Annotated in this window: 13 protein-coding genes; 6 read left to right on the top strand and 7 right to left on the bottom strand. The window is 70.6% G+C overall.

What is annotated here, in order from left to right; all coding sequences use genetic code 11:
* Nucleotides 1-115: 115 nt before the first annotated feature.
* The 5 genes from ACIGW2_RS28600 to ACIGW2_RS28580 all read left to right on the top strand — a co-directional run bounded on the left by ACIGW2_RS28600 (nt 116) and on the right by ACIGW2_RS28580 (nt 4,279).
* Entirely contained in the window at nt 116-478 is a 363-nt protein-coding gene (locus ACIGW2_RS28600) for a winged helix-turn-helix transcriptional regulator (protein ID WP_399846885.1), read from the top strand.
* 390 nt (nt 479-868) lie between these two features.
* Nucleotides 869-1,879, top strand: a complete 1,011-nt coding sequence (locus ACIGW2_RS28595; RefSeq protein WP_399846884.1) for an aldo/keto reductase — start codon at nt 869-871, stop codon at nt 1,877-1,879.
* A 32-nt stretch (nt 1,880-1,911) separates the two neighbouring features.
* The gene (locus tag ACIGW2_RS28590) at nt 1,912-2,331 is read left to right on the top strand and encodes an SRPBCC family protein (RefSeq protein WP_399846883.1); all 420 of its coding nucleotides are present in this window, start codon (nt 1,912-1,914) and stop codon (nt 2,329-2,331) included.
* A 187-nt stretch (nt 2,332-2,518) separates the two neighbouring features.
* Nucleotides 2,519-3,679 (top strand): low temperature requirement protein A, encoded by a 1,161-nt coding sequence (locus tag ACIGW2_RS28585; protein WP_399846881.1) that lies wholly within the window; start codon nt 2,519-2,521, stop codon nt 3,677-3,679.
* Nucleotides 3,680-3,790: 111 nt separating this feature from the next.
* Nucleotides 3,791-4,279, top strand: a complete 489-nt coding sequence (locus tag ACIGW2_RS28580; RefSeq protein ID WP_399846880.1) for a VOC family protein — start codon at nt 3,791-3,793, stop codon at nt 4,277-4,279.
* Between the two features lie 570 nt (nt 4,280-4,849).
* Here the strand turns inward: ACIGW2_RS28580 and ACIGW2_RS28575 are convergent.
* From ACIGW2_RS28575 to ACIGW2_RS28555, 5 genes are all read right to left on the bottom strand, one after another.
* Nucleotides 4,850-5,161 carry a hypothetical protein gene (locus ACIGW2_RS28575; protein WP_399846879.1) on the bottom strand — a complete coding sequence of 104 codons (312 nt, stop codon included), beginning with the start codon at nt 5,159-5,161 and terminating at the stop codon, nt 4,850-4,852.
* 498 nt (nt 5,162-5,659) lie between these two features.
* A complete protein-coding gene (locus ACIGW2_RS28570) occupies nt 5,660-6,406 on the bottom strand; it encodes a PQQ-binding-like beta-propeller repeat protein (RefSeq protein WP_399847161.1) in 747 nt (248 codons plus the stop codon).
* Entirely contained in the window at nt 6,289-7,020 is a 732-nt protein-coding gene (locus ACIGW2_RS28565; protein ID WP_399846877.1) for a PQQ-binding-like beta-propeller repeat protein, read from the bottom strand. Before ACIGW2_RS28565 ends, ACIGW2_RS28570 begins: the two co-directional genes overlap by 118 nt.
* A gap of 100 nt (nt 7,021-7,120) precedes the next feature.
* Entirely contained in the window at nt 7,121-7,891 is a 771-nt protein-coding gene (locus ACIGW2_RS28560) for a transposase (RefSeq protein WP_399846875.1), read from the bottom strand.
* A 78-nt stretch (nt 7,892-7,969) separates the two neighbouring features.
* Nucleotides 7,970-8,368, bottom strand: coding sequence for a hypothetical protein (locus ACIGW2_RS28555; protein WP_399846873.1), 399 nt, complete (start codon nt 8,366-8,368; stop codon nt 7,970-7,972).
* Between the two features lie 220 nt (nt 8,369-8,588).
* Here ACIGW2_RS28555 and ACIGW2_RS28550 point away from each other — a divergent pair, with 220 nt between their 5' ends.
* A complete protein-coding gene (locus tag ACIGW2_RS28550) occupies nt 8,589-10,040 on the top strand; it encodes a serine/threonine-protein kinase (RefSeq protein WP_399846872.1) in 1,452 nt (483 codons plus the stop codon).
* Nucleotides 10,041-10,187: 147 nt separating this feature from the next.
* Here ACIGW2_RS28550 and ACIGW2_RS28545 read toward each other — a convergent pair whose 3' ends face one another.
* Nucleotides 10,188-10,481, bottom strand: coding sequence for a DUF3592 domain-containing protein (locus ACIGW2_RS28545; RefSeq protein ID WP_399846870.1), 294 nt, complete (start codon nt 10,479-10,481; stop codon nt 10,188-10,190).
* A 210-nt stretch (nt 10,482-10,691) separates the two neighbouring features.
* A complete protein-coding gene (locus ACIGW2_RS28540) occupies nt 10,692-12,764 on the bottom strand; it encodes a SpoIIE family protein phosphatase (RefSeq protein ID WP_399846868.1) in 2,073 nt (690 codons plus the stop codon).
* Nucleotides 12,765-14,579 lie beyond the last annotated feature (1,815 nt).

Raw genomic sequence — 14,579 nt, 5'->3', positions numbered from 1 at the left:
GGGTGGCGGACAGGCACGGATCTCCGTGTGCGAAGAAGCCGTACGCTGCTCGATATTACATAGGTGCTTACTTTTTTTCACCAACGGGGAAGTCGTAAGACAGTACCCTGAAGTCATGACGGACGGCATGACAGAGATGTGCAGGCAGGTCGACGGCTGCATGACGCGCGTCTTCGAGCTGTTCGGAAAGCGCTGGACCGGCCTCATCGTGGCCACCCTCATGCCGGGCCCGATGCACTTCGCCGACCTCAAGCGCGCCATCCCCGGCATCAGCGAGCGCATGATGTCCGACCGGCTCACCGAGCTCGCCGCCGCCCACCTCGTCCTGCGCGAGGTCGATCCGGGCCCGCCGCTCCGCGTCTCCTACCGCCTCACGGACGCCGGCCTCGCCCTCGAACCGGCCCTCCGCGAACTCGGCCGCTGGGCCGAAACCCACCTCCCGGCCCCGGAGTCCTGCCCTCAGGCCCCCCAGGGCTGAGACCCCCTCGCCTCCCGTGTGAGGCGAGGCCGCCAGCGCCCGGGCGGCCCACCTGGCGAAGCCGCCTGACCTGCGGGCGCCGCGAGGTCGCTGTGCGCGTGTGTCGCGTACCGCGCGCACCCGTGTCCGGTGCTCTGGGCATTGATCAATCCTGACGAACACCCCGGGCGGGAGTGGTCCGCCTTGCATTAGCCCGCGCATGCAATTATTGTTGTCACTCGTAAGGCGCCTACGCAAGCAGTTTCGCCGCGCATGACGCCTGCCGGACCGGCTCGTGTGCCCCTCGCCACGACACCCCCGCCGGTCACCTGCCATCCGCAGGGGCCCTGAGCCTCACCACTGTGCCGGGATCCCATCCAGCCCGGCACCACCCACCGAAAAGGCACCTTCATGTCGCTCAAGAACATCCTTCCCGGCCGTCTCGGCTTCGGCACCGCCCCTCTCGGCAACATGTTCCGCGCCATCCCCGACGAGGAGGCCGCCGCCACCGTCGAGGCCGCATGGGACCACGGCATCCGCTTCTACGACACCGCCCCCTTCTACGGCGCCGGCCTCGCCGAGGAGCGCCTCGGCCGGGTCCTCGCCGACAAGCCGCGCGACGCCTACGTGCTGTCCACCAAGGTCGGCCGGGTCGTCCTCGACGAACACGAGACCGACGTCCCCGACTTCGGCGAGAAGGGCGGCCTCTTCGAGCACGGCAACCCCAACAAGATCCTCCACGAGTGGACCGCCGACGCCACCGAGCGCTCCATCGAGGGCTCCCTCAAGCGCCTCGGCACCGATCGTCTCGACATCGTCTGGGTCCACGACATCGCCCAGGACTTCCACGGCGACGCCTGGCTGGCCAAGTTCGAGGAGGCCCGCACCGGCGCCTTCCGCGTCCTGTCCCGCCTGCGCGACGAAGGCGTCATCAAGGCCTGGGGCCTCGGCGTCAACAAGACCGAGCCCATCGAGCTGACCCTCGCCCTCGACGAGCCGCAGCCCGACGGCTTCCTCCTCGCCGGCCGCTACACCCTCCTCGACCACGAGCACGCCCTGACCCGCCTGCTCCCCATGGCGCAGGAGCAGAACGTCGACATGGTCGTCGGCGGCCCCTACAGCTCCGGCATCCTCGCCGGCGGCACCCACTTCGAGTACCAGCAGGCCCCCGCCGAGATCATCGAGCGCGTCGGCAGGCTGAAGGCCCTGGCCCAGAAGCACGGCATCTCCGTCAAGGCCGCCGCGCTGCAGTTCTCCCTCGCCCACCCGGCCGCCGCCGCCGTCATCCCCGGCGCCACCCGACCCAGCCGCATCGCCGAGGACACCGCAGCCCTGAACGAGACCGTCCCGGCCGCGTTCTGGACCGACCTGCGCGCCGCCGGCCTGGTCAGCCCGGCCGCCCCGCTCCCGGACAACGCCTGACCCCCGCACGTAAGCAACCCTGGAGCACCACCATGGCTTCCACCTCCGTCTCCCGCGTCGTCCCCGCCTCCCCCCAGCAGGTCTGGAACCTCATCGGCGGCTTCGACGCCCTCCCCGACTGGCTCCCGTACATCCCCGAGAGCACCGCTCTCGAAGGCGGCCGGGTCCGCCGCCTGACCAACCCCGACGGCGACGTCATCATCGAGCGCCTCGTCGGGTTCGACGAGGCCGAGCGCCACTACAGCTACGCCATCCTCGAAGCGCCCTTCCCCGTCGACGGCTACGTCTCCACCCTCCGCGTCCACCCGGTCCCCGGCCGCGACGACGTCGCCGAGGTCCAGTGGTCCGGCCGCTTCCACCCCAAGGGCGCCACCGAGCAGGCCGTCGTCGACCTGTTCACCGGCATCTACGCCGACGGCCTCGAAGCCCTGCACACGACCCTGTCCGCCTGACACCGCGGCCCCACGAGGACCGAGAGCCGCACCACGCAAGCCCGGACACGCCCCCGGCGTGCCCGGGCTGCGGCATGCCCGGGCACCCTCGCGTTGCGGGCCGGGAGGCATGGCCGGATCGTGAATCCATGCCGAGCCTGAAGAGGGGATCGTCCGGCAGCGGACCCTCCGCGAACGGAGCCGCCCCATGACCAGCGGATCGTTCGTGGGCAATCTGCGCCGGAGCGTCTCCCCGCTGGAGCTGTTCTTCGACCTCGTGTTCGTGTTCGCCGTCGGCCAGCTCGCCCACCACCTGCACGACGAACTGTCCTGGCGCGGGGCCGCCGAGACGGCCGTGATGCTGATCGCGGTCCTCTCCACCTGGGCGCTGACGAGCTTCGACGCGACCTTCCTCGACGTCGAACGGCCCCTGACGCATCGGCTCGTCCTCGCGGTGATGGGGCTCGGCCTGTTCATGAACGCGCAGATCCCGCACGCCTTCGGCGACCGGCCCTGGGCCTTCGTGGTTCCCCTGGCGGCGATCCTCCTCCTCGCCGACGTCACGGCCGCCATCGCCGCCCCGACCCCGGTCCTGCGCCGGCACTACCGACGCGTCACGGCCTGGGCCCTGCTCTCCGTACCGCTGTGGATCATCGGCGCCGCCATGGACCACACGCCGCGGCTCGGATGCTGGGCGGCGGCCGCCCTCGTCGACATGGCCGGTGTGTGGCTGGCCCACCCGCTGCCCGGCAACGTCCTCTCCTCCCGGGACCTGACCTTCGACGCCGAGCACATGGTCGAGCGGATCCGCCTCTTCATCATCCTGCAACTCGGAGAGACCGTGCTGACCATCGGCACGGTGATCTCCGACGCCCCGGTCGACGTCGCCACCGTGGCCGCGGGACTCGGGGTGTTCGTGGCCGTCGTCTGCCTGTGCGCCAGCTACTTCAAGGGCGGCGAGGACATCCTGACCCTGCACGTCACGACGACGGACGACGCACTCCTCCCGGTCCGCCACGCGGTCAGCGGGCAGTACACGACCCTGGCCGGCGTGGTCGCGCTCGCCGTCGGCGCCGAACTCGCGATCAGCCACCCCACCGGACACGGCAGCGCCGAGATCGCCCTGCTGCTGTTCGGAGGCCCGATCCTGTACGTGATCACGCAGGCCTGGTGGTACTACGTCTCCACCGGCCGCGCCTGGGGCGTACGCGTGCTCGGCTGCCTGGCTCTCGCCGCGGGCGGCGTCGCCGCGGTGTGGCTGCCGCCGCTGGCCTCCGTGCTGATCCTGGCGCTGACGCTCGTCACGCTGGTCACCGCACTCAAGCGGGTGCACCAGCAGGTGCTCACGACGATGACCGCCGGCATCTGAGTGACCGAGAGTGGTGAACGCCCCGCACGCCCTCGACAGGATGCGAAACCCGTCACCATCCGAAAAAGTACGAGGAACACCCCTACACGTCCGAATCCGGGAGGGCGCCCCATGACCGTCTCCGACACGCCGATGCACCTCACCCAGGCGGCCCACGTAGGGATCTCGGTGTCCGATCTGGACGCCTCGATCGCGTTCTACTCGGCCCTGACCGGTCGCGAGCCCGTCGCGCGGGGAACCATGGAGAGCGAGCCGTTCGGTCGCACGCAGGGGCTGCCGAACGCGAAACTGCGGTACGCGACGATCAACATGGACGGGCTCGGCATCGACCTCATCGAGTTCCAGGACCCCGTGGGCGAGCGCACCAACGGCAAGGCGAACCGGCCCGGCTCCATGCACCTGTGCTTCAAGGTCGACGACTTCGACGCGGTGTACCGGCGCATGAAGGACGCCGGCTACGACTTCCTGGGCGAGGACTACACGTTCATCGCCGGCGAGGTCACCCCGGAAGCCGCACTGGGCACGAAGGTCGCGTACTTCAACGACCCCGACGGCACGAACCTGGAGATCATCGAACCCAAGGGCGGCTTCGCCAACTGACCCCGCTTCACCGGACACTCCCGGCCGGCAACGAGTGGAAGGCGGCCACCTGCGGCTGAGGCGGACGGCCGGACGCCGTCGTCCACGAGCCGACACCGGTGCCGGCGGGCCTCCTTCCGATGCGATGGTTGCGTACGCGGACTGCATGTGCCCGGAACTTCACCGCACCGTCCTCGACATCGGCGGCCACGTGCTCGCTTCCGCCGCGACGACCGGGCGGCCATCCGGCGAGACCGGCACCCACACGGCGCGCCCACCGCCTACCTGGTCGACCCGGTCAAGCCCGACGGGCGCCCTTGCACGTCCTGTCCACCGCACTCGACAAGCCGCTCCTCCTCTGCGCGGGCGTCATGCCGGTCCACCGCGACGGCCGCCCCACCGGCGCGACCGGCCACGGAGGCACCCCCCCCGCTGGGTCACCGTGACGCTGTGGCGCAGCAGTTCGTGTAGGCGTTCATCGGCGCAGGGCTGGGCAGGGTACGACGCTCGAACTCGTCGTCGGTACGAGCAATCAGCCGGCCGAGATCGCGCCGCGCACCGCGAGAGAGGTGAAGCAGGACTTCCTCCGGCTCAGCCGCCGGCGTCCGGAGAGGTTGAGGCAATGGTGACCTCAGCGGTCCAGCCCCCGGGTTCCCCGGGCGTCTCCCAGGTCACCTCGACCTGTACGTCGTGGAGGTCGTGTGCGAGGCCTTTGACCATGAGCGCCGCAGCCTGCTGTGCCTCGACCGGGCCGGCGGTGACGGGAACGTCGAGGTGCCCGCAGAGCATCCCCCCGTCCGCGGTGAGGACACTGTGACGCCAGCCTTGCGGCGTCGCGAGCAGGACGATGCCTTTCGGGACGCCAAAGGGAGGCCGCCTCTTCTTCTCACGGTTCGGTCTCACCGGCGAAGCATCCCACCTTGTCGGCGTGCTGACAGATCAGGCGGGCGGAGTTCCATGGCCCTCGGGCCGGGGACTGACTGCCGAAGGCTCGCCGGAAATGGGGTTTCCGGGGGCCCATGCCTCACGAGGTCATGCCGGGCAGCCCGTCTGCGTGGGGGTTGTGGTGGCGCCGGTCCACGGGCGCGCCCGGTCTGCCGCGTCCTGCGGCCCGGCGGCACCTTCGACGGCACCGTCCGGCACCCCGGTGAAACGTACGACGGTGCTTTGCAGGAGCAGCTGCACTGCCCGGGAGGCGCAAGGAAGCCCCTCGATCGAGTCGTCCGGCGGGCCGGGCCCGAAGGCTCTCGGTCCGCCGGACGGGAAACGGCCGGGCCCCGGTGCGCCGATCAGCTGCGCAGCGCCCTCACGCCACTGCTGGCGTGACCAGCCGACCCGTCGCCGCTCCGGTCCACCGGCCGCACCAAGGCGTGTCCGACGATTCCCGCCGGGCCCGGCCCGTCAGTCGCGCGTGTACGCCGAGAAGGGGCGCGCTCCCGAGCCCCAGCGCACGGCGACGACCAAGTCCTCGTACACGCGCACGCCCGCCAGTTCGCCCTTGTGCCGGTCCACGTCGACGCCGGTGTCGATGCTCTCCTTCTCCTCACCGGTGGCGGCGTCGAGCACCACCAGGTCGTCGAGCCCGCCCTGCCGGGAGCCGCGGTCGGCGAGGACGGTCACCCGGCCGCCGGTCACGTCGAGGGCACGCAGGCCGCCCGCGACGGCCACGTCCTCCAGCCAGACCTGGCTGCCGCTCGCCAGGTCGAAGGCGACCACCCGGTCCCGGTATGACTTGCGCTCTCTGATTTCGGCGCCGGCGTAGAGCCGCCCGTCCGCGACGGTGACGAGGGCCGGCGCATGCGCCTGGATGGTTCCGTATCCGCCGGTGGTCTCGATCCGGCCGGCCGCCTTCCCGTCCTCGCCGAAGAGGAGGAAGGCGCCCTGCCCGCCCTCCGTCGTCCCGCCGTTCTGCACGACCGGCGGCTCGGCCGACAGCAGGGCCACCTGCCCGTCCGGTGCGGGCGCCGTCCGCCCGCCGAGGGAAGCGGTCCACCGCAGCCCGCCGCCGGCCGGGTCGAACGCGGCCAGCCTCAGTTCGGTGCGGCCACAGGCGAGTACGGCGACGACCTGCCGCTCCCCGGCGGCGACCTGCTCGGGCACACAGTCCTCGGGGACGGCGGCCGTCCAGCGCGGGGCGCCGGTCCGCAGGTCGAAGGCGCGCAGCGCCTTCGTTCCGGAGACGGCGGGCCGGGAGTCGGGGTCCACAGGTCGTCGTCGAGGGTCCACATCTCGTCGGCGTCCCGCAGGACGGCGACCCCGCCACCGACGGCGACCATGTCCGTGAACGTCTCGGTCAGGTTTCCCCCGGGGGTGCGGGGCGCGTGCCACCGCTCGCGGCCGCTCGTGAGGTCGAGCGCGGCGACCGTCGAGCAGCCCGCGTTCATCACGTTCCCCCGGGCGATCAGGAGTACGGAGCCGGCCGTGCGGCGGCTGACGGCGCAGATGTGCTCCTGCCCGGGCGGGGCGTACTCCCAGCGGACCGTGCCCGTCCTCGCGTCGAAGGCGCCGACCGCGTCGTACCGGCTGCGGACGAGCGTCTCGCCGACCAGCCAGGCCCCGTTGCCGTAGTTCCTGGCGCCGTTGTCGACCGGGGCCTCCCAGACGAGGCGCAGCGAACTCCCCACGGCGGAGCAGCCCGTGACAAGTCCGAGGGCGCACAGCGCGGTGACGGCCGCGAGCAGGGGGCGGAGCCCGCGCCCCGATCCCCGGCGGCCCGACGGCCACCGCCCGCGTCCCGTGGCGTCGGTCGTGCGCGCTGCCATGCGGATCCCCACCCCTGGCTCGAACGGTCGAATCCCCGTCAGGCTAAGCGTTGTTCCGTAAATGATCTACGGTATGCTGGATGGCCTGCGCCTTCCTCCGTCACCCGGCGAGGGCGAGGTTGTGCAGGCGGGCGATGCCGAGCATGGCGTGGTGGACGCCGTGGCCTTTGAGGCGGCAGTCGCGGAGAATCTTCCAGGTCTTCATGCGGGCGAGGGTGTGCTCGACGCGGGCTCGAACCTTGCGGTGGGAGGCGTTGTGTCCCTCTTTCCAGGCCAGGAGCTCGGCCTGGCCGGGTTCGCGGCGGTGTGGGATGACCAGGCCGGTGCCCCGGTAGCCGCCGTCCGCGATCACGGTCGTCCTGCCCACGGCGCCCTTCGCGCCGGACAACTCCCACGCCGTGCAGTCGTTGCGGTTGCCCGGCAGCGGCCGGACGACCACGACGACGAGTCGCGTGTCCGCGTCGATCACGATTTGGTGGTTGGTGGAGTACCGGTAGTTCTTCGACTGCTCGGCGATGCTGTGGTCGCGGGTGGGGACCAGGGTGCCGTCCACGATCAGGACTGTGTCCTTGCGGAACCGCCGGCGCTGCTGCAGCGCGAGCAACGGCCCGAGATGGTCGATGATGCGGTCGGCGGCCGACTTAGGCACCCCGAACAGTGGGGCGAGCTGGCGCAGGGTGCGGTTGGTGCGCCAGTACGCGGCGACCAGCAAGACCCGGTCCTCCAGGGGCAGGCTCCAGGGCCGGCCCTTGCGGACCGGATCAGCACCCTCGCGCCGCAGCGCGGTGATCAGCTTGCCGAACTGCCGCGCGCTCAGCCCGGTGAACGGGGCTATCCAGGACGGCTGCGACGCCGTGATCACACCAGTCACGGCGAGATCCTCACACGGTTCCCGCCGGCACTGCCGCGCTGATCACTTCCTAGCCAGGCACAGATCCTTGGCTGCGGGTCAGGGGATCAGCGCTCTTCCCACTTCCCACTGGGTGCGGGCGAGCTCCGTGTTCGTCCGGACCAGGTCCTCGTCGTCCTCGATCATGAACAGCGAGTACCGGCCCGTTGCGTCCAGGGCGTCGAAGACCCGGTGGGCCCAGGCGTCCGAGTCCGGCTGATGGGCAGTGACCCGGGCCGGGTGGGAATGGTGCGGCTCGTCCAGGTCTGGCGGCACGGCGACCCAGCAGCTCAGCCAGTGCTCGTTGTCCCCCCAGGTGAAGGAGGGGGATCGCCCGTAGGTGTCACAGAAGAACTCGATGCCGAAGGCCGTTTCGAAGTCGGCCCGCAGGGCCTCCGCGAGGGTGGCCCCAGGGGCCTGCGGCCCCCGGAAGCCGGCGTAGATGTCGTATTCGCTCAAGATGATCAGCCTCAGCCCACGTCGAAGGTCTCGTCGTAGCAGTATCCGATCAGTCACACCTGGGTGAACTCATGCGACGCTCCCGTGGTGCACAAGAACGTGTCGAGCCCCTCCTTAGCTTCCGCCCACGACCCACGCCCATCCGCACCGCCTCGGAGATCGTTTACGGGACAAGCCCTAGAGTGGGGCCTCGTCACCGTCAACCGGGGGGATTGGCAACATGGTCGACCGCGCGGCGTTCGCCGCTCTGCAGCCGAACGATCCATCAGAGCTCGGGCCGTACCGGTTGCTGGGCCGGCTCGGCAGCGGGGGGATGGGGACCGTCTTCGCGGCTGAGGACGACGCCGGTCAGTTGGTCGCGGTCAAGGTGATCAACGCCCATCTGGCGGGTGACGAGCGGTTCGCCCGGGAGTTCGGACGTGAGGTGACGGCCGCGCGTCGGGTCCGGCCCTTCTGTACGGCGCCGGTCCTTGACGCGCAGTTGGACAAGCATCCCCTGTTCCTCGTCACCGAATACGTGGACGGCCCGTCCCTGCAGGAACTGGTCACGGTGTCCGGGCCGCTGCGGGGTGCGGCCTTGGAACAGCTGGCTGTCGGCATGGCGGCGGCGTTGACCGCGATTCACCATGCGCAGGTCGTGCACCGGGACCTGAAGCCGTCGAACGTGCTGTTGTCCGCGGTGGGCCCGCGAGTGATCGACTTCGGTATCGCCCGCACGCTGAACGGTCCGGGTGCCTCGGTGCAGCCGACCCATCTGTCGGGTACGCCCGGCTACATCGCTCCGGAGGTCCTGCGCGGGGGCCCGGTGACTGCCGCGGCGGACCTGTTCGCCTGGGGCTGTGTCATGGCGTACGCGGCCTCCGGAGCGCCGCCGTTCCCCGGTGACGAGGTCTTCGCGGTCCACCAGCGCGTGCTGACCGAGCCGCCTCAGCTCGCCGGACTGACCGACCCCCTCCGCCGGCTCGTGGTCCGGGCACTCGACAAGGACCCGGGCCGGCGTGGCACCGCGGCCGAACTTCTGGCACAGCTGGTGGGCGACGAGCGCGCGGACGCCGAGCGTGCCACCGAGCTGCTTCAGCGGGCCTGGCCGGCGCCGACCCTTCCGGGAACCGACCTCGAGCGGCCCGCAACGCAGCGAACCGCCAAGCGGTCTCGGGCTCCTCTCACCGGCGGGCGTCGCGCCGCGGTCGTGGCGGTGGGCGTCGGGGCAGCGGCACTGGCCGGGTTCCTGCTGTGGCCCCGGGACGACGACACCAAGGGACCGGGTGAGGACTCGGCCCGGGTGCGCAGCGGACCGGTCCTCCTGCACAGCCCCTACTCGTTCGAGCTGGACACGCTCCCGCCGGCCGGCGCGGGTGCGTGGGTCGACACCCGGGACACGACCGACGACCTGCGGGTGATCGGGCACAACGGCGTCGCTCCCGACCTCGAGCCGGGATACGAGAAGCCCAAGGCACTCGCCCGGTGGATGCCCGACGAACAGCCGACCGAACAGCAGTGCCTCGACGCCCTGCGGCAGAAGCCGGTCACGAACGCCGAGAAGATCGATCGTGGCCAGCGGTTCTGTCTGCAGACCAGTGAGGGGCGTACCGCGTACATCCGTGTGCTCAGCGTCCCGGTGGGCGACGGCGAGACGCGCGTCGAGGCCACCGTCTGGGAACTGCCCACGTGACGCCCCGGGTGAGAGGCGACCGTACCGGCCGGCACCGGCCGGTCACAGTACGTCCCGTCCCGCCAGGACGAGGAAGAACACCCCCAAAGCGAACATCAACGGCATGAGCCAGAGCTTGAAGACCAGCACACCCGCGCGTTCGGCCCGTCACGGGCGCTCGGGGTCGTAGACGACGGGGATCGACGTACCGACCTTGGGACCGGGCCATGTCTGGGCGGAGCTGGTGGTTTCGAACGACCGCCCGTCCCCGGTGGTGAACCGGAAGGCGGTCGAGCGCCGTTTGACCCCGGGCCGCGATTCGCCGTCCTCGAGCCCCACCACCACAGCCGTGGTACGTACCAGGCGCGAGCGCGTCCGCAGGTACTCCACCAGTTCGGCCGCGGACGTCCACACGAGGGTGCCCGCCACGAAGACCTGTATCAGCAACTGGAACACGTGCACGTCAGCCTCCCCGACCGCTGTGCGGCCTCCGCACTGCCAATGCCACTCTCCGCGGAGGCGAGTGTAGGAAGGCGGCGCCCGCCAGTCGTCAACCCTGCGGTTGAGGCGTGAGACGTCCGCCGCCTGCTGCCGGCGTGGGAACGACGCCGGTGCCAGCGAGCCGGACAAGCCGGCGAGGGGAGTGTGGCACCAGCGACCGCGATGTGCCGCTCAGTTGTGGGCTTGTGCGATGAGGATGGCGACGTCGTCGTGGTCGTCGGGGTGCCGGAGGTTGTTGAGGAGGTGCTGACAGGTGCTTTCGATGTCGTCCTGGGGTGCCTGGTCGAGGACGGTCAGCAGGGTGTGGAGGCGTTCGTCGAGGGGGTGATGGCGGGTTTCGACCAGGCCGTCGGTGTAGAGGACGAGCCGGTCGCCGGGGTTCAGGGTGATGCTGCTGGTGCGGAAGGGGACCCCTCCGACGCCGAGCGGTGCACCGGTGGGCAGGTCGAGGAGTCTGGGGCGCCGGCCGGTGCGTGCGAGGACGGGCGGGAGGTGTCCGGCGTTCGCGAGGCGGCAGCGGCCGTCGCGCGGGTCGTGGACGACGTAGACGCAGGTGACGATGTAGTGCTCGAGACCGTGGGTGATCCGGTCGAGGTGCTGGAGGACTGCATCGGGCTCGAGGTCGAGGTCGGCGAGGGCACAGGTGGCGGTGCGCAGGCGGCCCATGGTGGCTGCGGCGTCGATGCCGTTGCCCATGACGTCTCCGATCACGAGCGCCGTCTTGTCCCCGGCGAGCGGGATGACGTCGTACCAGTCGCCTCCGACTTCCTGGGTCGCCTGCGCGGGCTGGTAGAGGGAGGCGACGGTCAGGCCGGTCAGGGGAGGGGGCCGCCCGGGCAGGAGGCTGCGCTGGAGCGTTTCGGCGGTGTTGCGGACGCTTTGGTGCCAGCGGGCGTTGTCGATGGCGACGGCCGCTCGGGCAGCGAGTTCCCCGGCGAGCAGGACGTCGTCCGCGTCGAACGGCAAGGGGTTGCGGGCCCGCATGAGATCGAAGGCGCCGAGGACCTCGTTCCGGGCGATCAACGGCACGGCCAGGTAGGAATGCACGTTGGCACGGGCCAGAGCGGAGGCGGCATCAGCGTCACGGGCAATGCGCCGCAGATCCGTTGTGCCGGCGTGGGCGACGACGACCGGTTGCCCAGTGCGGACGCACTGGGTGATCAGCCGGTCCGCGCCGTACGCCGCCAGATCACCGACCTTGTCCGCGGCCGTGGTCACCTCGGACGGGTAGGCGCTGGCCACCGCCAGCGCCCGGAACACCTCGGAGCCCCCGCGGGACGGGCTGTGCGGGCGGAAGGCGAGGACGGCGTCGAGAACGTCAACCGCGGCCATGTCGGCCAACTCCGGAACACTCACCTCCACCAGCTCCTTGGCCGTCTGCTCCACTTCCAAGGTGCTGCCGACGCGGGCGGAGGCCTCGGCGATCAAAGACAGCCGACGCCGCGCCCGATCCGCCTCCGTAGTAGCCCGATGGCGCTCCGTGACATCGATCACCGTCATCGCCACGCCCGTCACCCGACCGCCGGGATCTTCGAGGCGATACAGCGACACCGACCAGGCACGGTCACTCTCCGGGGCCGCAGAGGTCCGCCCGACCACGTACTGGTCGATCAGCGGAGTCCCGGTGACAAGGACCTGCCGCAGGGCGGACTCGATGGTGTCCATGTCGATCAGCGGCAGGACCTCGCGGGGACGGCGCCCGATGTGCTCGGCGACGCTCATCCCGTCGATCCGTTCCAGAGCAGGGTTGACCATCAGGAAACGCAGGTCGGTGTCCAGGTGAGCGATCCCGATGGGCGCCTGCGACACCAGACGCTCGGACAGAGCCACGTCCGTCTCGATCCGCTGCAACGTGCTGCGGTCTGCGGCGATACCGAGAGCGTAGACGTCACCACGGTCGTCCAGCAGCCGCATGTTGCGAAACTCCACGACCCGCGTGCTGCCGTCCTTGTGCCGCATCGGAAAGGCACCGGCCCAGCTCGCACCCGTGCCCATCACCTCGGCGAACAGCTTCACCACCAGCCCACGGTGCGCCTCGTGCACCAGCAGCCGGCCGGCCTCGTGCCCCAGGGCCTCCTCCGCCGTGAAGCCGAAGACCTCCTCGGCCTGCGGGCTCCAGAGCACGATCCGCCCTGCTGCATCCAGGACGACCGCGGCAACCCCCAGCAGATCCAGCAACCCTCCAGGCGGCGACGCCTGCGCACCGCGGCCCCCGGCTCCCTGGAACGCATCGTCCGCGTCCATCGCTCAAGCCCCCGTTCTTCGGCCCGGCTCCCGACGGCACCCCCGTCGAGGGTGTCGTCATTCCATGCTGCCCCCGCTACCGCAAGCCCACGATCCCGGAGCGGCGGACACCCGACACAGTGCCCCGCCGCGGCCAGGTGCCGGCGCCCGTTCTGCGAAGGGTGCAGAAGCATGGTCGTTCCGGCGCCGTGCGGGACCTTTTCGGCCCCGCCTGTGAGGACCGGACGGCCGAGCCCTCGCGAGGGCCAAGGGGGTGATCACCCCGGCAACCGATCCCGGACCGAAGGCCTGAGCGCGACTCTCCCCCCAAGGTCGCCAAGCCTGTGAGCGTGTCTGCGGCCCCAGACGCCGACGTGGTGCTGGCAGCCGCAGACACTGTGCACGCACACGTAACGACCGTCACCCTGGAACGACACGGTGTCCGCGGCACGCCTGGCAAAACGTTCAGGCAAGCGTGGTCATCACGATTGCGGCCGTCACCGTGATCGGCACCATCACCACCCGCAGCTGACTGAACCGATCAGCAGCAGCACGGCCTTCATCCGCAGGTGCAGGTGGCTAGGCGCTCTGCCGGGCGTGGGGCCCTTGAAGGGGTTCGTTGCGGTCCAGCCAGTAGGCGCCCGTCAGTTGAGTGAACATCAGGCCATCTCTGTCATCACTCACAAGGCTCATGACCGGCACAACGACGAACGAACCCCCTCGTCGTGCTACGGCCGCTCCTCAGCGCCAAGAACGTGATCAACGGACCGATCGAATGGAGGAAGTGAAACCGCACCCAACTACGGACCTCCGCCCGGGCACGTTTGCGGTCTGACCAGGGCCTTCCTTGCTCTAAACGTCGACCGAGACAGATCATCCTTCCGGGCGGATCAGGTCGACAGGCGAACCGTTTCCCCTGGGCGGGGATAGTCTCGACGGCCGGGGCAGGACCTGCTCCGGTAAGGACATCCCTGCAACGGTCTGGGGGCTGACCATGCTGACACGGGCGAGCGGCCGTGACGAAGAGGCCTGTGGGTTACCGGTGCGGCCGCGCACCCTCGTGCACACCCGCCGGGACGGCGAACTGGCGGCCGCGGTCTGGCTGCTGCTGGCCGCCGCGGACAGGCGGACGGCCCGGCAGGAATGGGCTGCCTCCGGTGTTGCCCGTTTGCGCTGCGGAGTGCTCTTCTCCGCCGTCCGCATGCCGGCGGACCTCGTGTACCGCGCTGCCGGCACGACGTACCTCCCAGGCGTGGCGGAGTTCCTGAAGGAAGCCCTGTCGGGCGGGCCCGTCTTCTACGACGAGAGCGCGCGCCAATTCTGCGCCCTGACCCCCGTCAGCACGGCACGGATGTGGAAGCTCCCGGATGCCGAGTGCCTGGGGCGCGACGCCCTGCTCGGTGTACCGGCGACCGATCTGACGCTTCGCGATCCCCGCTGCACGGCGTTCTGGGTCGTACCGATGGACGGTCCCGCGTCCCTGTGCGTGCCCGGGGAGGTTGCCCACCTCGTGCTGTCGGGCAGGCCTGGCTCCGGCTGGCGGGTTCCTGCGGCCCCTGAGCGTTTGCCGGGGCCCCGCCTGGGAAATTGCTGGTTCAGCTGGCGCGGCGGTAGGCGGATGCGGCCTCGGCGATGCAGGGGCCGTAGCGGGCTCGGACGCGGTCGAGTACCGCCTCGAGGCCACGGAGTTTGTCGTCGAAGGTGAGCTGGTGGGCGGTGTGCTCGGCGGCCTGGAGGCCTTACCGCATGCCCGCACCGGCAAGGGCGGCACGTTCAGCGGTACGAGGGGAAGAACCCCGCCCGACCGTGACGGGCACGCCGCGGCCGGGGCCCGGT

Origin of the sequence: Streptomyces sp. NPDC053541 (assembly GCF_044544705.1) — a bacterium.
Classification (GTDB): Bacteria; Actinomycetota; Actinomycetes; order Streptomycetales; family Streptomycetaceae; genus Streptomyces.
The sequence above is the reverse complement of the archived record's forward strand: the minus strand, read 5'-3'. Positions and strand labels throughout refer to the sequence as shown.

Bases quoted from the DNA above. Each gene is read 5' to 3' on its own strand.
- ACIGW2_RS28600 (WP_399846885.1), top strand. From the start codon at position 116: ATGACGGACGGCATGACAGAGATGTGCAGGCAGGTCGACGGCTGCATG.
- ACIGW2_RS28595 (WP_399846884.1), top strand. From the start codon at position 869: ATGTCGCTCAAGAACATCCTTCCCGGCCGTCTCGGCTTCGGCACCGCC.
- ACIGW2_RS28590 (WP_399846883.1), top strand. From the start codon at position 1,912: ATGGCTTCCACCTCCGTCTCCCGCGTCGTCCCCGCCTCCCCCCAGCAG.
- ACIGW2_RS28585 (WP_399846881.1), top strand. From the start codon at position 2,519: ATGACCAGCGGATCGTTCGTGGGCAATCTGCGCCGGAGCGTCTCCCCG.
- ACIGW2_RS28580 (WP_399846880.1), top strand. From the start codon at position 3,791: ATGACCGTCTCCGACACGCCGATGCACCTCACCCAGGCGGCCCACGTA.
- ACIGW2_RS28565 (WP_399846877.1), bottom strand. From the start codon at position 7,020: ATGGCAGCGCGCACGACCGACGCCACGGGACGCGGGCGGTGGCCGTCG.
- ACIGW2_RS28550 (WP_399846872.1), top strand. From the start codon at position 8,589: ATGGTCGACCGCGCGGCGTTCGCCGCTCTGCAGCCGAACGATCCATCA.
- ACIGW2_RS28540 (WP_399846868.1), bottom strand. From the start codon at position 12,764: ATGGACGCGGACGATGCGTTCCAGGGAGCCGGGGGCCGCGGTGCGCAG.